Source organism: Rubellimicrobium mesophilum DSM 19309 (assembly GCF_000600335.2).
Lineage (GTDB): Bacteria > Pseudomonadota > Alphaproteobacteria > Rhodobacterales > Rhodobacteraceae > Rubellimicrobium > Rubellimicrobium mesophilum.
The window spans coordinates 1-24,249 of record NZ_KK088556.1; the positions used below are offsets into that span (position 1 = coordinate 1).

General features: G+C 71.5%; 27 protein-coding genes. 22 read left to right on the plus strand and 5 right to left on the minus strand.

Annotation, left to right across the window (positions count from 1 at the left end; genetic code table 11):
• The first annotated feature begins 329 nt into the window (after positions 1-329).
• Positions 330-857: a VOC family protein gene (locus tag RUMESO_RS04870; protein WP_082483364.1), complete on the plus strand. Its 528-nt coding sequence runs from the start codon at positions 330-332 to the stop codon at positions 855-857.
• A 3-nt stretch (positions 858-860) separates the two neighbouring features.
• Here RUMESO_RS04870 and RUMESO_RS04875 read toward each other — a convergent pair whose 3' ends face one another.
• Together RUMESO_RS04875 and RUMESO_RS04880 are read right to left on the minus strand one after the other, a co-directional pair.
• Entirely contained in the window at positions 861-1,253 is a 393-nt protein-coding gene (locus tag RUMESO_RS04875; protein WP_037278533.1) for a hypothetical protein, read from the minus strand.
• A gap of 63 nt (positions 1,254-1,316) precedes the next feature.
• The gene (locus RUMESO_RS04880; protein ID WP_037278535.1) at positions 1,317-1,871 is read right to left on the minus strand and encodes a L,D-transpeptidase; all 555 of its coding nucleotides are present in this window, start codon (positions 1,869-1,871) and stop codon (positions 1,317-1,319) included.
• 146 nt (positions 1,872-2,017) lie between these two features.
• Between RUMESO_RS04880 and RUMESO_RS04885 the strand changes: the two genes are divergently transcribed.
• The 15 genes from RUMESO_RS04885 to RUMESO_RS04955 all read left to right on the plus strand — a co-directional run bounded on the left by RUMESO_RS04885 (position 2,018) and on the right by RUMESO_RS04955 (position 15,999).
• Positions 2,018-2,473: a universal stress protein gene (locus RUMESO_RS04885; RefSeq protein WP_037278536.1), complete on the plus strand. Its 456-nt coding sequence runs from the start codon at positions 2,018-2,020 to the stop codon at positions 2,471-2,473.
• Between the two features lie 15 nt (positions 2,474-2,488).
• Complete coding sequence (locus RUMESO_RS04890) at positions 2,489-3,109, plus strand: CPBP family glutamic-type intramembrane protease (RefSeq protein WP_037278538.1); 621 nt, start codon at positions 2,489-2,491, stop codon at positions 3,107-3,109.
• A gap of 168 nt (positions 3,110-3,277) precedes the next feature.
• Positions 3,278-3,703 (plus strand): hypothetical protein, encoded by a 426-nt coding sequence (locus tag RUMESO_RS04895; protein WP_051521036.1) that lies wholly within the window; start codon positions 3,278-3,280, stop codon positions 3,701-3,703.
• A 125-nt stretch (positions 3,704-3,828) separates the two neighbouring features.
• Positions 3,829-5,256 (plus strand): S1C family serine protease, encoded by a 1,428-nt coding sequence (locus RUMESO_RS04900; RefSeq protein ID WP_051521037.1) that lies wholly within the window; start codon positions 3,829-3,831, stop codon positions 5,254-5,256.
• A gap of 73 nt (positions 5,257-5,329) precedes the next feature.
• Positions 5,330-5,893, plus strand: a complete 564-nt coding sequence (locus RUMESO_RS04905) for a NifU family protein (RefSeq protein ID WP_037278540.1) — start codon at positions 5,330-5,332, stop codon at positions 5,891-5,893.
• Positions 5,883-6,533: a tRNA (adenosine(37)-N6)-threonylcarbamoyltransferase complex dimerization subunit type 1 TsaB gene (gene tsaB, locus RUMESO_RS04910; protein ID WP_037278542.1), complete on the plus strand. Its 651-nt coding sequence runs from the start codon at positions 5,883-5,885 to the stop codon at positions 6,531-6,533. The genes RUMESO_RS04905 and tsaB overlap by 11 nt, the downstream gene beginning before the upstream one ends.
• Positions 6,530-6,940 carry a GNAT family N-acetyltransferase gene (locus RUMESO_RS04915; RefSeq protein WP_037278545.1) on the plus strand — a complete coding sequence of 137 codons (411 nt, stop codon included), beginning with the start codon at positions 6,530-6,532 and terminating at the stop codon, positions 6,938-6,940. The genes tsaB and RUMESO_RS04915 overlap by 4 nt, the downstream gene beginning before the upstream one ends.
• 117 nt (positions 6,941-7,057) lie before the next feature.
• Positions 7,058-8,053, plus strand: a complete 996-nt coding sequence (locus tag RUMESO_RS04920) for a BMP family lipoprotein (RefSeq protein ID WP_037278547.1) — start codon at positions 7,058-7,060, stop codon at positions 8,051-8,053.
• A gap of 83 nt (positions 8,054-8,136) precedes the next feature.
• Positions 8,137-9,690: an ABC transporter ATP-binding protein gene (locus RUMESO_RS04925; protein WP_051521038.1), complete on the plus strand. Its 1,554-nt coding sequence runs from the start codon at positions 8,137-8,139 to the stop codon at positions 9,688-9,690.
• Positions 9,690-10,865: an ABC transporter permease gene (locus RUMESO_RS04930; protein WP_082483365.1), complete on the plus strand. Its 1,176-nt coding sequence runs from the start codon at positions 9,690-9,692 to the stop codon at positions 10,863-10,865. Before RUMESO_RS04925 ends, RUMESO_RS04930 begins: the two co-directional genes overlap by 1 nt.
• Positions 10,866-10,869: 4 nt before the next feature.
• Positions 10,870-11,865 (plus strand): ABC transporter permease, encoded by a 996-nt coding sequence (locus RUMESO_RS04935; RefSeq protein ID WP_037278548.1) that lies wholly within the window; start codon positions 10,870-10,872, stop codon positions 11,863-11,865.
• Positions 11,849-12,655: a purine-nucleoside phosphorylase gene (locus RUMESO_RS04940; protein WP_037278550.1), complete on the plus strand. Its 807-nt coding sequence runs from the start codon at positions 11,849-11,851 to the stop codon at positions 12,653-12,655. The genes RUMESO_RS04935 and RUMESO_RS04940 overlap by 17 nt, the downstream gene beginning before the upstream one ends.
• Before the next feature lie 120 nt (positions 12,656-12,775).
• On the plus strand, positions 12,776-13,684 hold the full coding sequence (locus RUMESO_RS04945) for a sulfite exporter TauE/SafE family protein (RefSeq protein WP_037278552.1): 909 nt from the start codon (positions 12,776-12,778) through the stop codon (positions 13,682-13,684).
• The gene (locus RUMESO_RS04950; protein WP_037278554.1) at positions 13,681-14,439 is read left to right on the plus strand and encodes a TIGR02186 family protein; all 759 of its coding nucleotides are present in this window, start codon (positions 13,681-13,683) and stop codon (positions 14,437-14,439) included. The genes RUMESO_RS04945 and RUMESO_RS04950 overlap by 4 nt, the downstream gene beginning before the upstream one ends.
• 33 nt (positions 14,440-14,472) lie before the next feature.
• Positions 14,473-15,999: an ATP-dependent DNA helicase gene (locus RUMESO_RS04955; protein ID WP_425414869.1), complete on the plus strand. Its 1,527-nt coding sequence runs from the start codon at positions 14,473-14,475 to the stop codon at positions 15,997-15,999.
• Between the two features lie 95 nt (positions 16,000-16,094).
• Here RUMESO_RS04955 and RUMESO_RS04960 read toward each other — a convergent pair whose 3' ends face one another.
• The 3 genes from RUMESO_RS04960 to RUMESO_RS04970 form a co-directional block, all read right to left on the minus strand.
• On the minus strand, positions 16,095-17,612 hold the full coding sequence (locus RUMESO_RS04960; protein ID WP_037278557.1) for a carboxylesterase/lipase family protein: 1,518 nt from the start codon (positions 17,610-17,612) through the stop codon (positions 16,095-16,097).
• A gap of 61 nt (positions 17,613-17,673) precedes the next feature.
• Complete coding sequence (locus tag RUMESO_RS04965; RefSeq protein ID WP_037278559.1) at positions 17,674-17,877, minus strand: DUF1737 domain-containing protein; 204 nt, start codon at positions 17,875-17,877, stop codon at positions 17,674-17,676.
• 2 nt (positions 17,878-17,879) lie between these two features.
• Positions 17,880-18,431 (minus strand): NnrU family protein, encoded by a 552-nt coding sequence (locus RUMESO_RS04970; protein ID WP_037278561.1) that lies wholly within the window; start codon positions 18,429-18,431, stop codon positions 17,880-17,882.
• A gap of 194 nt (positions 18,432-18,625) precedes the next feature.
• Between RUMESO_RS04970 and RUMESO_RS04975 the strand changes: the two genes are divergently transcribed.
• The 6 genes from RUMESO_RS04975 to sucD all read left to right on the plus strand — a co-directional run bounded on the left by RUMESO_RS04975 (position 18,626) and on the right by sucD (position 24,075).
• Entirely contained in the window at positions 18,626-18,931 is a 306-nt protein-coding gene (locus RUMESO_RS04975; protein WP_037278563.1) for a hypothetical protein, read from the plus strand.
• Between the two features lie 161 nt (positions 18,932-19,092).
• Positions 19,093-19,509: a hypothetical protein gene (locus RUMESO_RS04980; RefSeq protein WP_037278566.1), complete on the plus strand. Its 417-nt coding sequence runs from the start codon at positions 19,093-19,095 to the stop codon at positions 19,507-19,509.
• A 111-nt stretch (positions 19,510-19,620) separates the two neighbouring features.
• On the plus strand, positions 19,621-20,586 hold the full coding sequence (gene mdh, locus RUMESO_RS04985; RefSeq protein WP_037278568.1) for a malate dehydrogenase: 966 nt from the start codon (positions 19,621-19,623) through the stop codon (positions 20,584-20,586).
• 76 nt (positions 20,587-20,662) lie between these two features.
• Positions 20,663-21,865: a hypothetical protein gene (locus RUMESO_RS04990; protein WP_051521039.1), complete on the plus strand. Its 1,203-nt coding sequence runs from the start codon at positions 20,663-20,665 to the stop codon at positions 21,863-21,865.
• A 130-nt stretch (positions 21,866-21,995) separates the two neighbouring features.
• Positions 21,996-23,189, plus strand: a complete 1,194-nt coding sequence (gene sucC, locus RUMESO_RS04995; RefSeq protein WP_037278570.1) for an ADP-forming succinate--CoA ligase subunit beta — start codon at positions 21,996-21,998, stop codon at positions 23,187-23,189.
• Positions 23,190-23,193: 4 nt separating this feature from the next.
• Positions 23,194-24,075 (plus strand): succinate--CoA ligase subunit alpha, encoded by an 882-nt coding sequence (gene sucD / locus RUMESO_RS05000; protein WP_037278573.1) that lies wholly within the window; start codon positions 23,194-23,196, stop codon positions 24,073-24,075.
• Positions 24,076-24,249 lie beyond the last annotated feature (174 nt).

The following is a 24,249-nucleotide window of genomic DNA, read 5'->3' on the forward strand; positions in this document are numbered from 1 at the left end:
CCGGCATCCGTTCGTCTGGGGCCGGCGGCGCCGGCACCAGCCACGACGCCAGCCCGGGATCGCTCTGCCGCCAAAAGCAGCCTGACTTGCCGGATGAACCACTTAGCAGCGAACCGTTAGCAAACTGTTGACGGCGGGCGGATCGCGCCACGGGCGGCCGGTGAACGCTTCCAGGCGAGACTCGGGATCGTGGGAACCGTGCAGGTCCCGTAGGGCGGGCTTCAGCCCGCCATCGGCGCTCCGGCTGGCGAGTGGCATGGCGGGCTGAAGCCCGCCCTACGGAGCTGGGCCGAACCGTGCTACCCTCCCGGCAGAACAGGGAGGTTCCCATGGCCAACCCCATCCCCGCCGACCTCCGCGCGCCCGACGCGCCGCTGCCGGAAACCGCGCCGCCGGGGACGCGCATCGGGCACGTCCACCTCAAGGTCTCGGACCTCGAGCGCGCCATCGCCTTCTACCGGGACGTCCTCGGGCTGGAGCTGCAGGCGCGCTACGGGAACCAGGCCGCGTTCCTATCGGCGGGGGGCTATCACCACCACATCGGCCTCAACACCTGGGAGAGCGCGGGCGGCACCGCTCCCCCGCCCGGGCACACGGGGCTCTACCACACGGCCCTGCTCTATCCCGACCGCCGCGCCTTGGCGCAGGCGCTCGCCCGGGCGCTCAGGGCCGGGGTGAAGCTCGACGGCCATGCCGATCACGGGGTGAGCGAGGCGGTCTATTTCCGCGACCCGGACGGCAACGGGATCGAGATCTACCGCGACCGCCCCGAATCCGAATGGCCGCGCACCCCGGACGGCGGGCCCGCCATGTCGAACGCCCCGCTCGACCTCCACGCGCTGCTGGCCGAGGCCTGAGCCTCAGGCCTCCTCCCAGGCGCGGCGCAGCTCCGCCTCCTCGGCCATCTCGCCGCGTCGCATCAGGAAGCGGCCGCTCCAGATGCCGGGGATCGTCCAGGCGCCCTCGATCTCCGTCCGGTCGGCCGAGAGGCGCCCGGCGTAGAGCACCGTATGCTGCCAGGCCCCCTCGTAGGTCTTGGTGAACTCCACCGTGCCGCCGCCCTCGCGCCCCGCCACGGCGGCGCCGAGCGCGAGGGGCGTCCCCTCGGCGCCCGCGGCGGCCTCCTGCGTGCGGCCGCTGAAGCCCGACCCGTGCGAGATCAGCGTGGCCACGAAGAAGACGGGCCGTAGACGCTCGGGATAGCTGTAGAGCCCGTGCCAGAGGCCGGTCATGGAGGCGGGGTCGCGCGACATGGGCCAGAGACTACCGCGCGGCCCGGCGCCCGGACAAGGCCAGGCGCCGCCTCAGGGCCCCCGTCAGATCAGCCGCACCTGCGTGCCGACCTGGACATGCCCGAAGAGCTCGGTGATGTGCTCGTTGAAGAGCCCGATGCAGCCGTCCGACGAGGGCCGCCCGATCTTGCGCGTGTCGTGGGTGCCGTGGATGCGGTAGTACTGCCACGACAGGTAGAGCGCGTAGGGCCCGAGCGGGTTGCGGGGGTCGCCGCCCGGCATCACGGCGGGCCAGTCGGGGAAGCGCTCGCGCATCGACGGCGTGGGCGTCCAGGTCGGCGCCACCTTCTTCTCCACGACCTGCGTGTAGCCGCGCCGCGTCAGCTCCTCGGTCGCGGGGACGGAGGTCGGGAACAGGCGGTAGGTGGCGCCGTCCGCCGACCAGTAGTGCAGCGCCCGGCTTCCGGTGTCCGCGACGATGGCGCCCACGCCCAGGGTCTCGAAGTGGTCGCGCCAGTCCATCTGCCGCAGGGCCGAGATGTTGCGCGGCGGCGTCTCCGCCCAGGCGCGCGACACCAGGGCGGGGGCGGCGAGCGCGCAGAGGCTCGCGCCGAGGAGGCTGCGACGGGTCAGGGGCATTCGAGGTCTCCATTGGTTCTGCTCGTCCGGCCAAGCTGGGAAGTGTGCAGGGCCGCCTCAAGGCTCGGCCTCCGAAATCGGCCGGGCCGTTGCAACCCTGCCGGCCTTCCGTCACATTCGAGCTGCGCAGCCAGGGGGGACAGGGCGTGCGGAAATTCCTCGTCGTGCTCGACGACACGCGCGAATGCCTGAACGCGATGCGCTTCGCCGCCATGCGCGCGTCCAAGACCGGCGGCGGCGTGGTGGTCCTTTCCATCATCTCGCCCGCCGACTTCGGCGCCTGGGTCGGCGTCGGCGACATCATGCGCGAGGAGGCGCGCGAGCGGATCGAGGTCCACTACGAGGTCTTCGCCAAGTGGATGCGCGACCGCCAGGGCGTGAGCCCCGAGCTCGTCATCCGCGAGGGCGAGGCCGTCCCCGAGATCATCGCGCTGATCCGCGACGACCCCGAGATCGGCGTCCTCGTCCTGGGCGCGGGGACCGACAACAAGGGGCCGGGCCCCCTCGTGACCGCGCTGACCAAGCAGTCGGGGACGCTTTCCGTGCCCATCACCATCGTGCCGGGCGACCTCTCCAAGGAGCGGCTGGAGGCCATCACGTGAGCCCCGGCCCCTGAGATGGACCGCCGCCTCGCGCTGGGCGCCCTCCTCGCCACCCCCGTCCTCGCCGCGCTGCTGCTCGGGCTGGGGACGATCCTGCCGCCGCTCGGCGCCTGGGCTCTGGGCCTCCTCGCCTACTGGGCGGGCCTCGGGGCGGCGCTTCGGGCCTTCTCCGACGGCGACACCCTGGCCGAGCTCGCGGTCGCGCGCTCCCCGGGGTGGCTCGTCACGCTGTTCCTGGCGCTGCCCCCGATCCTGCTCGGCGCCGCGACGCTGCGGCTCCTGGGGCGGGAGCCCCTGCCGCTCCATGTGCTCCTTGCCGCCGGGCTGGGGGCCATCGTCAACGCCACGCTCGAGGAGCTCTTCTGGCGCGGCGCCCTGCTGCCCCGGGCCACGCCCCGCGCGGCGGCGGGGGCGCTGGGGCTCTTCACGCTGTTCCACCTGGCCTGGCTCGGCGCGCTGGGGCTCGAGACCGGGGCGGGCCCGCTGGCCCCGGTGCTGGCGGCCCTGGCCCTGGGCGGGGTCTGGACCGCCGCGCGGCTCGTCACCGGAACGGTCGGCGCGGGCATCCTGGGCCACGCGGCCGTCAACCTCTTCGCCTTCGCCGGCGTGGCCGCCCGCAACTGGGGCGCCGCCTAGAGGACCCGAACGCCGTCCAGGACGGGCGGGTTCCCCTCCTCGGGTCAAAAATCATTGCTGTCCAGCGCCTTGCCTTGTATCACATCACCACCCATCTCTTGTCGGGTCCCGGCCGGGCCCCCTTGGGCGCGCGCCGATTATTTCTGAAGGCCTGGAAAGGAACACAGGATGAAGACGATTCTTATGCTGACCACTGCGGCGCTGCTCGGCACCGCGGGTCTGGTCGCCGCACAGGAGACCACGGCGACCGAAGACGCGTTCGGCCTGGCGCAGGTGCAGGAAGACAACATGCTCGTCGAGCTGCCGCTCGTCACCGCGACGGCGGACGGCACGGTCGAGATCCGCGGCATCGCCGGCGATCAGGAAGGTCAGGTCTTCGGCTCCCAGCCCGTGACCGCAGGCGCCAACGAGAACGTCCGCGTCACGCTCCTCCAGGCCCCGAACGCCGAAACGGTCCTGGCCGTGCTCGTGATCGACGGCGCCGACGTGGCCTCGCAGGAAATCCGGCTCTCCGCGCCCGGCGGCGACTCCAGCAGCGGCGGTGAGGAAGACGGCGACAGCGAAGGCGAGGCCGGCTCCGACAGCAACGGCTGACGCCGTTCGGCGATCAAACCTTCGAGGTGTCGGGGAGACCCGGCGCCTCGTTCCGTTTCGGGGCTCGGCCCATTGCTGCGGGGCGCGGGGCATCTACCATCCTCCTTCGACCGGGAGGTGGCGTGATGCGTGACCTGTGGTTCGTCGTGGCGTTCCTGCTCTGGCCGCTCGCGGTCCTGGCGCAGGAGGGGCCGCCCCTCGATCCCCGGGACCTCGACCCGCAGGACGCCCGCTTCCTCCAGGCGGCGCTGGTCTGGTCCGGCGACTACGTCGGGCTGACCGACGGCGACTGGGGCGAGAGGAGCCAGGGCGCGCTGGAGGCCTGGCTCGGCCGGGCCGGCTCCGGGGCCGGAACAGCCACCGGATCGGCGCTCCTCCCTCTCCTGGCCGACTTCGTGGAGGAAGGGGCCGCGAACGGCTGGGCGACCTTCAACCTCGACGGCACGCTGACCGTGGCCCTGCCCTCCACGCTGCTTGTCCCCGCACCCGACAAGCCCGGCGTCATGGAGTTCCGCAGCCCCGCGGACGACCTCGTGTTCCGCATCCTCTTCGGCACGCCGGCCGAGGCGCGGGACATGCACGACTGGATGACGGGCGCCCATGCCGGCCCCGAGGCCCCCTACCGCAGCGAGCGCGGCGACCGCCTCGTCTCGGCCGTCACGCTCGCGAATGGCAAGCGGGTCTATCTGCGCTCGGCCATGGTCGATGGCGTCGCCGTGTCCATGCAGGTGGTGAGCGAGCCCTGGCAGAGGCCGCGCGCCGACCTGATCGCCTCCTCGATGCAATGGGGCTCGGCTCCGGACCTAGTGCCCACCCCCGGAGGCGCGCTGGAGGCGATCCTCCTCGGCCCCGGCGAGCCGCCCCGGGTGGCCTCGGCGCCGAGGCCGACCCTCCCGCCCAAGGCGCCGCAACCCGTGTCGTCCTCGGGGCCCATCGGCACCGGGACAGGCTTCTACGTCAACAACACCGACGTGGTGACCGCCGCCCATGTGGTCGAGGGCTGCCGCGACCTGCGGCTCGAGGACGGCTCCGCGCTGCGGGTCCTGTCAGCCGACCGGACCCTGGATGTGGCGGTCCTGACAGCCGAGCACAGATCTGCGCAGTGGCTTCCGATCAGTTCGGAGACGGGTCCCAGGCTCGGCCAGCCGGTCCTCGCCCTGGGCTACCCCTTCACCAGCCTGGAGATCATGGCGAACCAGGGCCTTTCGGTGACGGGAGGCAACATCAGCGCCCTACCCCGCGTCGCCGACCCGACCTCGCGGATCATGATCTCCGCTCCAGTTCAGCCCGGCAACAGCGGCGGCCCTCTCCTGAGCAACCGTGGCGCCGTGCTGGGCGTGGTTGTGGAGCGATTGGACGATCTCGTTGTGCTGGAGAACACAGGCACCCTGCCCCAGAACATGAACAGGGCGACCTCGGTCCAGCAGCTCGTCCCTTTCCTCGAGTCGGCCCATGTCCTTTTTCCCGCCGCCGGGGACACCCCGGAGACCGACCTCTCGCAGGGCATCCCTGACGCGATCCAGGAGGCCGTGGTGCTGATCGTCTGCTTCTGACTTAGAATCATTCCAAATCCTTGACGACGACGCCCCGAGGGCGCATATCGGTGGCCTCACGCGAGAGGCCCCCATGTTCATCCAGACCGAATCGACGCCCAACCCGGCCACGCTCAAGTTCCTGCCCGGCGAGACGGTGCTGGGCCGCGGCACCGCCGACCTCCCGGACGCGGAGTCCGCGCAGAAGTCGCCGCTGGGCCGCCGCATCTTCGCGGTGCCGGGCGTGACGGGCGTGTTCCTGGGCTCGGACTTCGTGACCGTGACCAAGGGCGCCGACGTGGAGTGGGACCACATCAAGCCCGCCATCCTCGGCGCGGTGATGGACCACTTCCAGTCGGGCGACCCGGTGATGCTGGACGCGGGCGCCGCCCCTTCGGCCCACGCCGCCCATGACGGCGAGGACGCGGCCATCGTCGAGCAGATCAAGGAGCTCCTCGACACGCGCGTCCGCCCGGCGGTGGCGCAGGACGGCGGCGACATCACCTTCCACGGCTTCGACCGGGGGGTGGTCTACCTCCACATGCAGGGCGCCTGCGCGGGCTGCCCCTCCTCGACCCTGACGCTCAAGATGGGCATCGAGAACCTGCTCCGGCACTACATCCCCGAGGTGACCGAGGTCCGGCCGGTTGCGGCCTGAGCCCCTCCTCCTCGCCTTCGACACGTCGGCCGCGCATTGCGCGGCCGCCTTGCTTTCGGGGGACCGGGTCCTCGCCTCGCGCGGGGAGGACATGGGCACCGGCCAGGCCGAGCGGCTCATGCCGATGCTGGAGGAGGTCCTGCGCGACGGCGGCGCCACCTGGCGCGACCTGTCCGCCCTGGGCGTCGGCACCGGCCCTGGCAACTTCACCGGCGTCCGCATCAGCGTCGCGGCGGCGCGCGGCCTCGCGCTGGGCCTGAAGGTTCCCGCGATCGGCGTCACCGCCTTCGAGGCGCTGGCCTGGGGCTTCGACGCGGTGCTGACCGCGCGGGACGCCCGGCTCGGGCAGGTCCACCTCCAGGCCTTCGGCCCCGCCGCCTTCGGGCCGGTGACGCAGGGGCTCGACGCCGCTCTCCCGCCGCTCCCGCCCGGCACCCCGGTCGTCGGCGACGTCGCGGAGGAGTTGGCCGCGCGCTTCGGCGGCACGCCGGCCGCCGCGAAGGCCCCGCTGGCCGAGGCCGTCGCGCGGATCGCCCGGTCGCGGCTCGGGCGGGACAACCCCCGTCCCGCTCCGCTCTACCTCCGCGCGCCGGATGCCGCACCGCCGCGCGACCCGGCGCCCGTCATCCTCCCCGGATGAGCCCCGAAGCCCTGGCCGATCTCCACGCGGCCGCCTTCGCGCAGGACCGCCCCTGGACGACCCGGGAGTTCGCCTCGCTCCTGTCCCTGCCGGGGAGCCTTCTGCTCGGCGACCACCGCGCGGTCCTCCTCGGGCGCGTCACGCTGGACGAAGCCGAGGTCCTGACGCTGGCCACCCACCCCGGCCACCGCCGCCGGGGCCTCGCGGCGGCCCTCCTCGCGGGCTTCGAGGCGGAGGCCCGCGCCCGGGGCGCCGCTCGCGCCTTCCTGGAGGTCGCCGAGGACAACCTCCCCGCCCGCGCGCTCTACGAAGGCCATGGCTACGCCGAGGTCGGCCGCCGCCGCGCCTACTACGCGCGCGAGGGTGCCGCGCCCGTCGCGGCTCTGGTCCTCGCCCGCCCGCTCTGACGCTCCGTCGCGCGGGACGCACGGAAATAGCAGTTGACCCTTCCAGCGCGCCGGTAGCTTATTTGGCGCCATGATACGGGACCCCAAGGCCCCCAACATCAAAGGACTGGGAGAGACATGACGAAGTTCACGACCCTTCTCGGCGCGTCGGCCGCCCTCGCGCTCGTGGCCGGGGCCGCGCTGGCCGAGCCCGCGATCATCTTCGACCTCGGCGGCAAGTTCGACAAGTCGTTCAACGAGAGCGCCAACGCCGGCGCCACCCGCTGGGCCGAGGAGACCGGAGAGACCTTCGCCGAGTTCGAGCTGACCGCCGAGGCCCAGCGCGAGCAGGCCATCCGCCGCTTCGCCGAGCAGGGCAAGAGCCCGATCATCATGGTGGGCTTCATGTCCGCCACGCCTCTGAACGAGATCGCCCCCGACTACCCCGACACCAAGTTCGTGATCGTGGACGCCGTGGTGGACCAGCCCAACGTCCGCTCGGTCGTCTTCAACGAGCATGAGGGCTCCTACCTCGTGGGGATGCTCGCCGCCATGGCCTCGCAGACCGGGACCGTGGGCTTCGTGGGCGGCATGGACATCCCGCTCATCCGCAAGTTCGGCTGCGGCTACGCCCAGGGCGTGATGGCGGCGAACCCCGACGCCACCGTGATCGCCAACTTCACCGGCACCACCCCCGCCGCCTGGAACGACCCGGCCAAGGGCTCGGAGCTGACGCTGGCGCAGATCGGCCAGGGCGCCGACGTGGTCTATGCCGCCGCCGGCGGGACCGGCGTGGGCGTGCTCCAGACCGCCGCCGACGAGAACATCCTGTCGATCGGCGTGGACTCCAACCAGAACTACCTGCATCCGGGCCAGGTGCTGACCTCGATGGTCAAGCATGTGGACAACGCCGTCTACGAGGCCATGAAGGCGGGCGAGGCCGTCGAGACCGGCACGCAGGTCATGGGCGTCGCCAACGAGGGCGTGGGCTACGCGCTGGACGACAACAACGCGTCGCTCATCACCCCCGAGATGAAGGCCGCCGTGGACGAGGCCGCGGCCAAGATCGCCTCGGGCGAGATCGAGGTCCACGACTACAGCGCCGACGAGAGCTGCCCCGCGATCCAGTTCTGATCCGGGCCAGCGCCTGAGACCTCGGGGGCCGCGCGGCAAGGACCGCGCGGCCCCCTGTGCAACGACAGCCGGGACCCCTGCCCATGGCCCTCGACGCCGCCTCGCCCTCCGCCGCGCCCCCTGCCATCGAGCTTCGTGGCATCTCCAAGGCCTTCGGCCCGGTCCAGGCCAACAGGAACATCTCGATCCGCGTGATGCCCGGCACGATCCACGGCATCATCGGCGAGAACGGCGCCGGCAAGTCGACGCTGATGTCGATCCTCTACGGCTTCTACCACGCGGATTCGGGCGAGATCCTCATCGACGGCCGCCCGACGCGCATCCCCGACTCCCAGGCCGCCATCCGCGCCGGGATCGGCATGGTGTTCCAGCACTTCAAGCTCGTGGAGAACTTCACGGTGCTGGAGAACATCGTGCTGGGGGCCGAGGATTCGGGCCTGCTGCGCCCCTCCCTCGCCCGCGCGCGGCGCGAGCTGCGGCAACTGGCCAAGGAATACGAGCTCGACGTGGACCCCGACGCCACCATCGAGGAGATCGGCGTGGGGATGCAGCAGCGGGTGGAGATCCTGAAGGCCCTCTACCGCAAGGCCGACATCCTCATCCTCGACGAGCCCACGGGCGTGCTGACCCCGGCCGAGGCCGACCACCTGTTCCGCATCCTGGGCAACCTCAAGGCGCAGGGGAAGACCATCGTCCTCATCACCCACAAGCTGCGCGAGATCATGGCGATCACCGACAACGTCTCGGTGATGCGGCGGGGCGAGATGGTGGCGACCGTGCGGACCGCCGACACCAACCCCCAGCAGCTCGCCGAGCTGATGGTGGGCCGGAAGGTGCTGCTGCGCGTGGACAAGGCGCCCGCCACCCCCGGCGCGCCGGTGCTGGAGGTCGAGAACCTCCGCGTCGTGGACGCCAAGAAGGTGGAGCGGCTCAAGGGCGTCTCCTTCACCGTCCGCGCGGGCGAGATCCTGGGCATCGCCGGGGTCGCCGGCAACGGGCAGAGCGAGCTCCTCGAGGTGCTGGGCGGCATGATGAGGGCCACCGGCAGCGTGCGCCTCAAGGGCCGGCCGCTGGACCTGTCGGGCCGCGAGGACGCGCGCGACCGGCGCGAGGTGGGCATCGGCCACGTCCCCGAGGACCGCCAGAGCGAGGGCCTCGTCCTCGACTACACCGCCTGGGAGAACATGGCGCTGGGCTACCACCACCGCGACGCCTTCGCGAACGGCCCCTTCATCGACCGGCCCGCGATCATGAAGAACACCATCGACAAGATGCAGCGCTTCGACGTGCGCCCGCCGGACCCGATGCTGCTCGCGAAAAGCTTCTCGGGCGGCAACCAGCAGAAGATCGTCGTCGCGCGCGAGATCGAGTCGGGCCCCGACCTCCTCCTCGTGGGCCAGCCCACGCGCGGCGTGGACATCGGCGCCATCGAGTTCATCCACAAGCAGATCGTGGCGCTGCGCGACCAGGGCAAGGCGATCCTCCTCGTCAGCGTGGAGCTCGACGAGATCCTGTCGCTCTCGGACCGCATCGCCGTCATGTTCGACGGCCGCATCATGGGCGAGCGCATCGCCAGCGAGACCAACGCGGGCGAGCTCGGCCTCCTGATGGCCGGCGTCACCGGGGAGGCCGCGTGATGGAACGGATGCCGCGCTGGGCCGACGTCCTCCTCGTCCCGCTGATCTCCCTCATCCTCGCCGCCGCGATCTCGGCCATCGTCATCCTCGCCATCGGCGAGAACCCGTGGAACGCCCTCAAGATCATGGTCACGGGCGCCCTCGGCTCGTCCTATGCCTGGGGCTACACGCTCTACTACGCGACGAACTTCATCTTCACGGGCCTCGCGGTCGCCCTCGCCAACCATGCGCGGCTCTTCAACATCGGCGGCGACGGGCAGGCGACGGTCGGCGGCCTGGGCGTGGCCCTCATCGCCCTCTACCTCCCCTGGCCGCACTGGACGCTGGCGCTCCTCGCGGCCATCGTGGCCTCGGCGGCCTTCGGGGCGGCCTGGGCGGCGATCCCGGCCTATCTCCAGGCCAAGCGGGGCAGCCACATCGTCATTACGACGATCATGTTCAACTACATCGCCTATGCGCTGCTCACCTACCTTCTGACCGGCCCCATGAAGCCCTCGGGCACCATGGAGACGGCGACCGCCCCCTTTCCCGAGGGCACGCACATCCCCTCCTTCCGGGACCTCTTCTCCCATGGGGAGACGATCCTGTTCCGGGGCACCCCGGCCAACGTCACCTTCTTCGTGGCGGTCCTCGCCTGCGTCCTGGTCTGGATGCTGATCTGGAAGACGCGCCTCGGCTACGAGATCCGCGCCTTCGGCTTCTCCGAGGGGGCCGCGCGCTACGCCGGGATCGGCTCCACCAAGATCATCGTCGTGACGATGCTGCTCTCCGGGGCGCTCGCGGGCCTCATGGCCATCAACAACACCCTGGGCGAGGCCGAGCGGCTCATCCTCAACGCCGTGGAGGGGGCGGGCTTCATCGGCATCGCCGTGGCCCTGATGGGCCGGAGCCACCCGCTCGGCGTCTTCCTGGCCGCCGTCCTCTTCGGCTTCCTCTACCAGGGCGGGGCGGAGCTCTCGCTCTCCACCAGCATCCCGCGCGAGATGGTGGTGGTGATCCAGGCCCTCGTCATCATGTTCACGGGCGCCCTCGACAACATGGTGCGGATGCCGGTCGAGAGGCTCTTCGCCAACCGCCGCGCGCGGGGCACGCCCGTCGCGCCGCTCGCCGGCCCCACGGCCGAGCGCGCGCCCGACCGCGCCGCGCCCCCCTCCACCCCCACGACCGCGGAGTAGGCCCATGGACTGGAACACCGTTCTCCTGCTCCTCGATTCCACGATCCGCACGGCGACGCCCCTGCTCCTCGCCTGCCTCGCCGGCCTCTTCTCGGAACGCGCCGGCATCTTCGACATCGGGCTCGAGGGGAAGATGCTGGTCTCGGCCTTCCTCGCGGCGGGCTTCGCCTACGTCACGGGCTCGGTCTGGCTGGGCCTCCTCGCGGGGATCGCGGGGTCGCTGCTCCTGTCGGCGATCCACGGCGCGGCCTCGATCACCTTCCGGGGCAACCAGCTCATCTCGGGCGTGGCGATCAACTTCCTGGCCTCGGGCCTCACCGTGGTCGTCTCCCAGAGCTGGTTCGGAGAGGGCGGGCGCACGCCCCAGCTCGGGGACGGGGGGCGGTTCGGCGAGGTGGTCCTGCCCGGAGCCATCCGGCTCTCCGAGATGACCATCCGCGAGCAGCGCGAGCTGCCGCTGCTCACGCGCTTCTACTCGGACGTCCTCTCGGGCCACTCGATCCTGACCTACATCGCGCTCCTGGCGGTGCCGCTGTCCTGGTGGGTGCTCTACCGCACGAGGTTCGGCCTGCGCCTGCGCGCGGTGGGCGAGAACCCGGCCGCCGTGGACACCGCCGGCATCTCGGTGAGGCGCCTGCGCTACTCGGCCGTCGCGATCGCCGGGGTGCTCTGCGCCATCGCCGGGGCCCAGCTCTCCACCGCCGAGCCCGCGGCGGGCTTCATCCGCGACATGACGGCGGGGCGGGGCTACATCGCGCTCGCGGCGCTGATCTTCGCCAAGTGGCGCCCCTGGCCGGCGCTGGGCGCCTGCATGCTCTTCGGCTTCTTCCAGGCGCTCGAGACCCGGCCCGACATCTTCGTCCGGCTCTTCGACCTGCGCGTCCCCTCGGCGCTGCTCAGCGCGATGCCCTACATCCTGACCGTCATCATCCTCGCGGGCTTCGTCGGCCGCGCGATCCCGCCGCGCGCGGGCGGGGAGCCCTATGTCAAGGAACGCTGAAGCCCTCGCCGCCATCGTCAAGGACCGCGCGGGGCACGAGCCCGTGCGGCTCGGCCTGATCCTCGGCTCCGGCCTCGGCCACATCGCGGGGCAGGTCGAGGGCACCGCGATCCCCTATTCCGACCTCGACGGCTTCCCCCAGGCGGGCGTCTCGGGCCACGACCCGAACCTCGTGGTCGGGCGGCTGGAGGGCATCCGCGTCGCGGTCTTCGGCGGCCGGGCGCATTACTACGAAGCCGGCGACCCCGCCGCGATGCGCGTGCCGCTGGAGGTGCTGAAGCACCTCGGCGCCGAGTCCGTGGTGCTGACCAACGCGGCCGGCTCGCTCCGCCCCGACATGCCGACCGGCTCGGTCATGCTGCTCAACGACCACATCAACTTCTCCGGCCTCAACCCCCTGATCGGCGAGCCCACCGACGCCCGCTTCGTCCCCATGACCGAGGCCCACGACCCCGGCCTCCGGGCCCTCCTGCGCGCCGCCGCCCATGTCGAGAAGGTGGACCTGCACGAGGGCGTCTACGCCTGGTACTCCGGCCCCTCCTTCGAGACCCCGGCCGAGATCCGCGCCATCCGCACGCTGGGCGCCGACGCCGTGGGGATGTCCACGGTGCCCGAGGTGATCCTCGCCCGCTTCCTCGGGCTCCGCGTCGCCGCAATCTCCGCCGTCACCAACATGGCGGCGGGCCTGTCCTCGGAAGCGATCAGCCACGAGCACACCAAGGCCATGGCCCTCCTGGGCGCCGCCAAGCTCGAGAAGGTCCTCCGCCGCTTCCTGCTCGAGCTGCCCTGAGGCGCACCTCGCCTGTGCCCCAAATGAATCGGTGTCGGTTTTTGCGGCCCGCTCGCCGCCCTGTCATTGGAAAACGGGGCGGCTCGCTGTTCATCTAGGGGCACCGTCGGGACGCCGCCCATGCAGCTCTACCTCCCCATCGCCGAGGTCTCGGTCAACGCCTTCCTGCTCCTCGGTCTCGGGGGGCGTCGTGGGCTCTTGTCCGGCATGTTCGGCGTGGGCGGGGGCTTCCTCATCACGCCGCTCCTCTTCCTCGTGGGCATCCCGCCCGCCGTGGCGGTGGCGACCTCCGCGAACCAGATCGTCGCCTCGTCCTTCTCGGCGCTGCTGGCGCACCTGCGCCGCCGCACGGTGGACATGTGGATGGGGTCGGTCCTCCTGATCGGCGGCCTCCTGGGCTCCGCGCTGGGGGTCATGGCCTTCAACGTCCTCAAGGCCTTGGGCCAGGTCGACCTGCTGGTGAAGCTCTGCTACGTGGCCTTCCTCGGCACCGTGGGCGGCATGATGCTGGCCGAGAGCCTGCGCGCGCTCTACCGCGCCCGCACGGGGGTCGCGCCCAAGCGGCGGCGGCACAACTGGGTCCACGCGCTCCCCTTCAAGACCCGCTTCCGCGTCTCGGGCCTCTACATCTCGGTCATCCCGCCGATCCTCGTGGGCCTCCTCGTGGGCCTCCTGTCGGCCATCATGGGCGTGGGCGGCGGCTTCATCCTGATCCCGGCGATGATCTACCTGCTGGGGATGCCCACCAAGGTCGTGGTCGGCACCTCGACCTTCCAGATCATCTTCCTGACCGCCTTCACGACGCTGCTCCACGCCACCACCAACCAGACCGTGGACGTGGTCCTCGCGCTCCTGCTCATCCTCGGCGGCGTCATCGGCGCGCAGGTGGGCGCCCAGATCGGCACGCGGCTGAAGCCCGAGCACCTTAGGCTACTCCTCGCGCTCCTCGTCCTCGCGGTCTGCGGGCAGATCGCGCTCGGCCTCTTCCTGCGGCCCGACGACCTCTTCTCGATCGAGGCCGCCGAATGAGGGCGCTGCTCGCCCTCCTCGCGCTCCTCCTCTGGACGGCCCAGGCCCGGGCCGAGGAGATCGTGCTCGGCCTCTCCTCGGACCAGGTCGCCATCACCGCGACCTTCACCGGCTCGGACATCCTGATCTTCGGCGCCGTCAAGCGCGACACGCCCGCGCCCGCCGGCGCCGCCCCGCTCGGCGTCGTCATCGCCGTCTCGGGTCCGCTCCAGCCCCTCACGGTGCGCGAGGCGCAGCGCCGCTTCGGCATCTGGGTCAACAGCGCTGCCGTGCAGGTGGACGCGGCGCCCTCGTTCTATGCGGTCGCCACCACCGGCCCCCTCGACAAGGTGCTCAGCTCGACCGAGGACCTGCGCCATTCCATCACCATCCCCCGCGCGATCCGGGCCATCGGCAACGACGTCGGCAACCGAGAGGACTTCCTCGACGCCCTCCTCCGCATCCGCGAGGGGGAGGGCCAGTACCGCATCCTCGAAGGCGCCGTGGAGTTCGACGAGCAGACGCTCTTCCGCACCCAGATCGGCCTTCCCGCCAACCTCGTCGAGGGCGACTATCCCACGCGCATCTTCCTGACGCGCGACGGCGAGGTCATCGACATGTTCGAGACCACGATCTACGTCCGCAAGGCCGGCATCGAGCGCTGGCTCAACGCGCTGGCCCATGAGGAACCCTTCCTCTACGGCCTGCTGGCGCTCGCGCTCGCCATCGCCGCCGGCTGGGGCGCCTCGGCGGGCTTCCAGGCGCTGCGGGGCTAGCCGCCCGCGCCCGGCCCGGCTACACCCGCCCGCATGGTGTCCCTGCCCGCCCTCTCGCCCGACCAGTCCGACGCGTGGGCGGCCGTGGCCACCCTCCTTGCCCAGGCGGGCATCGGGCTCGAGGACGGGCACCTTGCCCCGGCGAACCCGGACCGCGCCCCCTCGGTCCTCGCCGTCACCGGCAAGGCGGGGTCGGGCAAGTCCATGCTGCTGGCCGCCCTCACCAAGGGGCTGCGCGAGGCCGGGGTCGACGTCGTTTCCCCCGACTGGGAGGGACGTCGCAAGCGGGAGAGGCGCACCCTCGCCATCCTCGCCCCCACGAACAAGGCCGCCGCCGTGCTCCGCGCCAAGGGCGTGCCCGCGACGACGATCCACCGCATCCTCTACACCCCCGTCTACGACCCGGAGTTCGAGAAGGTCGCCGAGTGGCTCGCCGGCCAGGGCGAGCGGCCCAGGCCCGGGCGGCTGACCGACGACCAGCTCGACCGCGCCAAGGCGGCCTACGACCTCCACGGCTCGGTCCCGGCCTCGCTGGCGGCGGCGGGCCTGCGCGGGTCCGACTTCATCACCGGCTGGAAGCGGCGCGAGGAGCCGCTGGACATCGGCTTCATCGACGAATCCTCGATGCTGGACGACCGCCAGTTCGAGGACCTCAAGGAGATCTTCCCGACCCTCGTCCTCTTCGGCGACCCGGCGCAGCTTCCGCCCGTGCAGGGCAACGGCGGCGGCATGGTCTTCGAGAAGCTGCCCCGCGACCGCGTGAAGTCCCTCACCCGCGTCCACCGGCAGGAGGCCGACTCCCCCATCCTCGACCTCGCCCATGCCCTCGCCGACCCGGCGCTAGAGTTCGACGCCTTCGAGGACATGGTGCAGGAGGCCGCCCGCCGCGACCCGCGCGTCACCGTGACGGGCCGCGTGGACAGCGACCTCATGGCCCGCTCGCCGGTCCTCGTCTGGCGCAACGTCACGCGGATCAAGCTCATCCACGCCTTCCGCGCCGCGCACCAGGCGCCCGAGACGGAGCTCCTTCCCGGCGAGCCGCTGATCTGCGACGGGATCGAGCTCCCCCTCAAGCACCGCAAGAAGCGCCTCGACCTCGAGGCGCGGGGCCTCATCAAGGGCGCGCAGGTGATCTACCTCGGCCCCGGCAAGCGCCCCGGCTTCTCCCGCCTCCACGTCATCGGCGCCGAGGAGCCGCAGGTCTCGGCCGCCTCCATCGTCAAGATCGAGAAGGAGGGCGAGGAGGAGCCCTTCATCCCCTACGCCGCGCAGATGGGCGCGACCTTCCTCCACGGCGCGGCGGTGACGATCCACAAGGCGCAAGGCAGCCAGTGGGACGTGGTGCAGGTCTTCGCCCCCGACATCTTCGTCGCCGCCCGGATGGGCCGCGTCGAGGCCGGCCAGCCCCTCTGGAAGCGCCTGGCGTATGTGGCAATCACCCGCGCCGCGCAGGAGTTGCGGTGGGTGGTGGCGAACCGCCTCGCGCGGCCGACGCGGCCGTTGACGACGGAGGACCTGAAGGCGCCCCCGGCGGCGCTGGAGTTGGCAGCGGAAGAGTGACGTCCGGCCCATCGTCCTCGTAGGGCGGGGTTCACCCCGCCAGGCGACCTCGGCAACCGGCCCGCCCGCTCATGTATGGCGGGGTGAACCCCGCCCTACGCCGCCCCGAGCCCCTCCCAGAACGCCCACCGATGCTGCCGCGCGATCTCCGCCTCCGGCACCAGCATCGACCCCTTGCCCCGCAGCGACAGCACCTGCCCGCCCTCGTTGAACGCAGGCCACGCCGCCAGCCCCTCCGCCTCGGGCGCCCCCCTCGCCACGAAGGCCCCCCAGCGCGCCGTCATCTCGCGCGACAGCCGCCGCTCGGCCTCGCCGAACCGGGGCGCGATGGGCGTCCCGTTGTCGAAGCTCGGGAACAGGTAGGCGAGCTCCGCCGCGTGCCCCGCGCCCCATTCGAAGCCCATGGGCTCCGGCGTCAGCCCCGGCCCCGTCCGGTGCGCGAACTCGTAGGCCCAGACCTGCGTGTGCTGCGCCATCTCGCGCGTGAGGCGGAGGTTGCCGCAGCCGCCGATCCCGTCGAACGCCCCGGAGTCGGTCACCACCTCGCCCGCGAGATACGCCCCCGTGAATTCGCCCCCGTCCGCGGGCCAGGAATACTCCGCCAGCACCCGCTCGGCCTTGCCCCCGAACCAATCCCGCACCCAAGCCGCATACTCGGCCTCGGTCCAGCCGGCGCTCTCGTTCATGAAGGTCCGCCCCTCGTCCCGGGTCGCGCCGATCACCACGGGCACCCGTTGGAAGGCCCCGGCCCGGATCGCCTCCTGTATGGGTGAGGGCAGGAAGGGCGTGAAATGCACCGGATGCGGCACCTCGCCCGGATAGGGAAGGTCGATGAGCCGAGCCACCGGCAGCGCCCGCAGCCGCGCCAGCGCGTCCGGCCCCGCGCAGCCCAGCGCCTCGGCGATCCCGAGCCCCAGCGCCTCCGCGTCCTGCAAGGGCAGGCTCGCCGCCGACCCGCTCTGCACCATGGCCCCGGAGAAGAGCCCCTCCGACCCCGGCGCCACCAGATGCGCGCAGACCGACCAGCCGCCCGCCGACTCGCCGCCGACGGTGACCCGCTTCGGATCGCCCCCGAAGGCGCCTATGTTGTCCCGCACCCAGCGCAGCGCCGCCTGCTGGTCCATGAGCCCCCAGTTGCCCGACTCCCCCGACTCCGCCGTCAGGGCCGGATGCGCGAGGAACCCGAGCACGCCCAGCCGGTAGTTGAGGCTCACCCCCACGACGCCCGTCCGGGCCACGAACTGGGTCATGTCGCACTGGTCGGAGCTGCCGTTCATCAGCCCGCCGCCGTGGATGAAGACGTAGACCGGGAGCTTCGCGCCGTCCTCGGCTCCCTCCGGCCGCCAGACGTTGAGGAACAGGCAGTCCTCCGCCTCCGACCGGGGCCCGTTCGAGCTCTCGGCCGCCGCCGCCCGCGCGCCGAAGGCGGTCGCGTCCCGAACGCCCCGCCAGGACTTCACCCGCTGCGGGGGCCTCCAGCGGAGCTTCCCCACCGGGGGCGCGGCGTAGGGAAGCCCCAGGAACGCCTCGACGCCTTCGCCCGCGCGTCCGCGCACCGGGCCCGAGCGGGTCCGGACCACCGGCCCGGCGCCCGCGTCCCTGTCCTCCGGCATCGCGCCCCTCCCCCCGATCGCTCAGGGGGACGATAGCCCCGCCGGGCCGCCCCGCAACGCCCTACTGCTGGCCGAGCTTCAGGTCCGGCGAATAGGTCCCTTCGACCTCCTTGGTCACCGCCTGCCCGCAGCGCATCACGCCGCGCGCCGCGTCGAAGGCGTAGGTCGGGTCGCCGTGCAGGCTCCAGCCCTTCGAAAGGGCCTCCGAGACCTTGTGGCAGAAGGCGGAGGTGTCGTCCTCCGACAGGAAGCGGTAGAGCAGCAAGGTCAGCCTCCGAACGGCCAGGGTCCGACGAGGCCGTGGATGTAGCCCACCACGAGGAGGACCACCACCGCCCCCACGGCCGCCCCGATCTCCTTGCCCAGCGGCGCGGGCGCGGGCCTGACCCAGAGCGGCTCCGCCCGGTTGATGAGCACGACCTCCAGAATCGCCCAGACCAGCAGCCCGCCGAACAGCACGAAGGAGGGCAGGTCCCCGTTCACGAGGAGGTGCGCGACGGCCCAGACCATCACGCCGATCAGCAGGGGATGCCGCAGCGCCCGCATGGCCCGCGTCTTCATGCCGGAGGAGGCCGCGAGGTAGAAGGCCACCAGCATCAGCAGGTTGTTGATCCCCGTCGTGGCCGGCGTCCGGCCCCACCACACGGCATCGCTGGTCCAGCTCCGGTAGCCGATGACCATGAGCACGACCCCGAGGAGCGAGCCCAGCGCCACGATCCCGCGCCCGCCGTTCCCCGCCCGCGCGCGCGACTCCGGGGCAAGGCGCTTCCACAGATGCGTCCCGCTCCAGAGCAGGACCCCCAGGATCAGCCAAACCATGCCCACGCCCCCTTGCCCGCTTCGCCGGCACCCTCGCCCAGGCCCGGGGCCCATGCAACTGATTCGCCCCGAGCCGCGTTGCCGGATCAGCAGCGCACGCCGCGTCAAGACATTCCTGCCGGGCCGCGGCGCTCCTTCACGCGACGCACCCCATCGCCCGTTCCCGCGCGGAACGGCCCCAGGAGGCTTCGGCCATGACGACGACGATTCGACTCGCGGCGACCGCCCTTCTGCTCTCGGCCGGGATGGCCCAGGCCCAGAGCGTCCAATGCACCGACCACGAGGCCATGCAGCGGATGCTGGCCGAGAACTGGGGCGAGAGCCGCCAGTCCATCGCCCTCGACGCGGCGGATTCGATGGTGGAGCTCTTCGCCTCCGCCGAGACCGGCACCTGGACGCTGACCGTCACCCAGCCCGGCGGGCCCACCTGCATGATCGCCTCGGGCCACGCCTTCGAGATGGTGCGGGACCCCCTCCCCGTGCTGGACGAGGGCGCCTGAGTCTCCCAGCGCCTGTTGCCGGCCGGACACGCCGCAAGGGGTTGACAAGCGGATCGGAACCGAGCCGCGCACGAGCGTGTTGCCCCTGTGAAAAGCCCTGGCAGCCACGACCGGGGCCAAGCGAGGCGGCATGCGGGCCGCCCGAAGCAGGGGTTTAGCAGATGGACCTTCCCATCCTTGCCGCGACGGCGCTTGGCCTCGCGGTCGCATCGGTCGCGGGCAGCATGGACCGGGGCGCCGCCCCGCACAAGGCCGAAGGACCGGCCGCCCTCGTCGGCCAGCACCTTTACGCCACCGAGGACCCGATCCCCCGCTGGGGCGAGCCGGTCCGCGCCGAGGACTTCGCCGTGGAGGACATGGGCCGCGTCGCCCGGGTCGTCACCGGCCCCGACGGGCGCCCGCAGGGCCTCGTGGTCGAGGTCGGCGGCCTCTGGGGCTACGGCGCCCAGGAGGTGCGGCTCGGGATGGAGCGCGTCCACCTCCTGCGCGCCGCCGACGGCGGGGACCGGCTCGTCGTGGACCTCAGCGTCTCGGGCGCCGAGCCCTCGCCCGACGGCGAGCCCCAGTTCGACCTCTGACCCCCGACCTTTAGCGCAATCACGCGAATCCGACGGGTTCGCGCCCTTGCGCGGCCATCGGCCGGGGGCTAGTCCCTCGCGCGACCCATCCGCGCGAAGGAACACCCCGCCATGGCCAGACCCAAGATCGCCCTCATCGGTGCCGGACAGATCGGCGGCACCCTCGCGCACCTCGTCGCGCTCAAGGAGCTGGGCGACGTCATCCTCTTCGACATCGCCGAGGGCACGCCCCAGGGCAAGGCGCTCGACATCGCCCAAAGCGGCCCCTCCGCCCGCTTCGACGCAAGCCTCAAGGGCGCCAACTCCTACGAGGAGATCGCGGGCGCCGACGTCTGCATCGTCACCGCCGGCGTCCCCCGCAAGCCGGGGATGAGCCGCGACGACCTCCTCGGCATCAACCTCAAGGTGATGAAGTCCGTGGGTGAGGGCATCAAGGCCCACGCCCCGAACGCCTTCGTCATCTGCATCACCAACCCGCTCGATGCCATGGTCTGGGCGCTCCAGCAGTTCTCGGGGCTTCCCTCTCACATGGTCTGCGGCATGGCGGGCGTGCTCGACTCCGCCCGCTTCCGCCACTTCCTGTCCCAGGAGTTCGGCGTCTCCACGAAGGACGTGACCGCCTTCGTGCTGGGCGGCCACGGCGACACCATGGTCCCGCTCGTCCGCTACTCGACCGTCGCGGGCATCCCGCTCCCCGACCTCGTCAAGATGGGCTGGACCACGCAGGAGAAGCTCGACGGCATCGTCCAGCGCACCCGCGACGGCGGCGCCGAAATCGTGGGCCTCCTCAAGACCGGCTCCGCCTTCTACGCCCCCGCCCAGTCCGCGATCGAGATGGCCGAGGCCTATCTCAAGGACCAGAAGCGCGTCCTGCCCTGCGCCGCGCACGTCTCCGGCGCCTACGGCCTCGACGGGATGTATGTGGGCGTGCCCACCGTGATCGGCGCCGGGGGCATCGAGAAGGTCATCGAGATCGCCATGGACGAGGGCGAATCCGCGATGTTCCAGAAGTCGGTGGACGCGGTGAAGGGCCTCGTCGCGGCCTGCAAGGGCATCGACCAGAGCCTCGCCGCCTGAGGCGAGGTTTTCCCCACTAGGGCCGGCGAGCCCTGACGCATTAGGCTCCGGGGCACCCACCCCCGGAGCCTTTTTCATGCGCCTCCTCGCCGCCGCCCTCCTCGCCCTCGCCGCCCACTCCGCCGCCGCCGACACGACCTACTCCGACCGGATCGCCACGCAGGGCCTCCGCGCCACCGAGGCCGAGCTCGCGGCGCTCCCCTCCCCCAGCCCCTCCGACCGCTTCGCCCTGGGCGGCGTCCGCTTCCTCGCCGGCATCGAGCGCGCCCTCCAGCTCCGCTACGATGTCGGCCTCTCCGAGGGCATGGCCGTCGCCTCCGGCGTCCCCCTCCTCCGGCTCCCCATCGGCGAGAACCCTTCCCCCACGCCCTTCCAGCCCGGCATGATCGACGACCTCTTCCGGGGCGTGGAATCCGACATGGCCGGCGCCATCGAGGCGCTCTCCACCATCCAGGACACCGACGAGGTCGCCGTCGAGATCGACACCGCCGACCTCTGGTTCGACATCGACGGCAACGGCACCCGCGCCCCCGGCGAAGGCGTCATGGAGATCGCCGCCTGGACCCTCGCCGGCGGCTTCGGCGGCCTGGAGATCCCCTCCACCACGATCCGCTTCGACACCGCCGATGCCGCCTGGCTCTCGGCCTATGCGCACCTGCTGTCCGCGATTAGCGACGGCATCCTCGCCGTGGATGTCTCGGACGCCATCGCCCGCGTGACGGAGGCCCGCGCCTCCTTCGAGGCCCTCGGCCTGCCCCCGCCCGCCTACGACTTCCTCTTCGGCGACGACATGGCCGAGACCGCCGACCTCGTCGCCATGTTCGTCATGGCCGTCGAGGGCCAGCCCGACCCCGCCCGCACCCGTGCGGCGCGCGACCACCTCCTCGCCGTGGTGCAGGACAACCGCCGCTTCTGGAGCCTCGTCCCGCGCGAGGCCGACAACGACCGCGAGTGGATCCCGAACAAGCGCCAGCAGTCGGCGACCGGCCTCCCCTTCCCGCCCGACACCGGCGCGCGCTGGCTCGCGGTTCTGTCCGACGCCGAGGCGGTGCTGAAGGGCGAACTCCTGATCCCCTTCTGGCGCGTGGGCCCCGGCGCGGGCCTCGACCTGAACGCGCTCCTCGAGAACCCGCCCGAGCTCGACGTCGCCAGCATGATCCAGGGCGCGACCTTCGTCCCCTACCTCAAGGCGGGCCGCCTTGCCGATGGACGCAACCTGAGGTTCTTCGAAAGCCTCGTGCAGGGTGATTCGGCGCTCTATGCGGTCATGCTCAATTAAGCTGCGATCACGCCCGAAATGGCTGTGATCACAAGCGTCGGGTTTTGAGCCCGACGCGCGCTTTTCCGTTTGTCGGCCTGCGGGGCCCATGGTTAGACGGCGCCGCGACGGACAACGAGGGACGCGCCCGATGAACATCCACGAATACCAGGCCAAGGAGCTGCTCCGCGCCGCCGGAGCCCCCGTGGCGGACGGCCGCGTCGTCCTGCGGGCCGAGGACGCCAAGACGGCGGCCGGCCAGATCGACGGCCCCGTCTGGGTGGTCAAGGCGCAGATCCACGCCGGCGGCCGCGGCAAGGGCAGCTTCAAGGAATCCGACGCCGGCGAGAAGGGCGGCGTCCGCATCACCAAGTCGGTCGAGGAAGCCGAGATGGAGGCCCGCCGGATGCTGGGCCGCACCCTCGTGACCAAGCAGACCGGCGCCCCCGGCAAGCAGGTGAACCGCGTCTACATCGAGGACGGCGCCGACATCGCGCGCGAGCTCTACCTCGCCCTCCTCGTGGACCGGCAGACCTCGCGCGTGGCCTTCGTCTGCTCGCAGGAAGGCGGCATGGACATCGAGGAGGTGGCCCATGCCACGCCCGACCGCATCCTGACGCTGACCATCGACCCCGCGACCGGCTACCAGCCCTTCCACGGCCGCCGCATCGCCTACGCGCTGGGCCTCGAAGGGGCGCAGGTCAAGCAATGCGTGGCCCTGATGGGCAAGCTCTTCGACCTCTTCCTCTCCAAGGACATGGAGATGCTGGAGATCAACCCGCTGATCGTGACCAAGGCCGGGAACCTCCACTGCCTCGACGCCAAGATGGGCTTCGACAACAACGCGCTCTACCGCCACGCCGACATCGCGGCCCTGGCCGACGAGACCGAGGTCGACCCCAAGGAGCTCGCGGCCCAGAAGTTCGACCTGAACTACATCGCGCTCGACGGCGACATCGGCTGCATGGTGAACGGCGCGGGCCTCGCCATGGCGACGATGGACATCATCAAGCTCTACGGGGCCGAGCCCGCCAACTTCCTCGACGTGGGCGGCGGCGCCTCCAAGGAGAAGGTGACCGAGGCCTTCAAGATCATCACCTCGGACCCCAACGTGAAGGGCATCCTGGTCAACATCTTCGGCGGCATCATGCGCTGCGACATCATCGCGGAGGGCATCATCGCCGCCGTGAAGGAGGTCGGCCTGAACGTCCCGCTGGTGGTGCGCCTGGAGGGCACCAACGTCGAGCTCGGCAAGCAGATCATCCGCGACAGCGGACTCAACGTGATCCCGGCGGACGACCTGTCCGACGCGGCGGAAAAGATCGTCAAGGCGGTCAGGGGCTAAGCGGATGTCCATCCTCGTCAATCAATCCACCAAGGTCATCTGCCAGGGCTTCACCGGCTCCCAGGGCACCTTCCACTCCGAGCAGGCCATCGCCTACGGCACCAGGATGGTCGGCGGCGTGACCCCCGGCAAGGGCGGCACCGAGCACCTCGGCCTCCCCGTCTTCGACTCGGTCCATGAGGCCGTGGCCAAGACCGGCGCGGACGCCTCCGTCATCTACGTCCCCCCGCCCTTCGCCGCCGACTCGATCCTCGAGGCCATCGACGCGCAGATCCCCCTCGTCGTCTGCATCACCGAGGGCATCCCCGTCCTCGACATGATGCGCGTCAAGCGGGCGCTGGCCGGGTCCTCCACCCGCCTCATCGGCCCCAACTGCCCCGGCATCCTCACCCCCGACGAATGCAAGATCGGCATCATGCCGGGCTCGATCTTCTCCAAGGGCTCGGTCGGCGTGGTCTCCCGCTCCGGCACGCTCACCTACGAGGCGGTCAAGCAGACCACCGACGTGGGCCTCGGCCAGAGCACGGCGGTCGGCATCGGCGGCGACCCGATCAAGGGGATGGAGCACATCGACGTCCTCGAGATGTTCCTCGCCGACCCCGAGACGCAGTCGATCATCATGATCGGCGAGATCGGGGGCAGCGCCGAGGAGGACGCCGCGCAGTTCCTCATGGACGAGAAGAAGGCCGGCCGCTGGAAGCCCACCGCCGGCTTCATCGCCGGCCGCACGGCGCCGAAGGGCCGCCGCATGGGCCATGCCGGCGCCATCGTCTCGGGCGGCAAGGGCGACGCGGAGTCCAAGATCGAGGCCATGAAGCGCGCCGGCATCGTCGTCGCCGACAGCCCGGCGGGCCTGGGCGAGGCGGTGAAGCAGGCGATCGGGTGATGCAGACCCCCGTAGGGCGGGCCTCGGCCCGCCACATCGACATCACGGAAGGTGGCGGGCTGGAGCCCGCCCTACGGCTTTCGCGCCCCCTCGCGCAATTTCGTGACCGCCGCCCGTGGCGTTCACTCGACGTCAACACCCTATCTCCAGTCTGACCCCAGCGCCTTCCCCTCC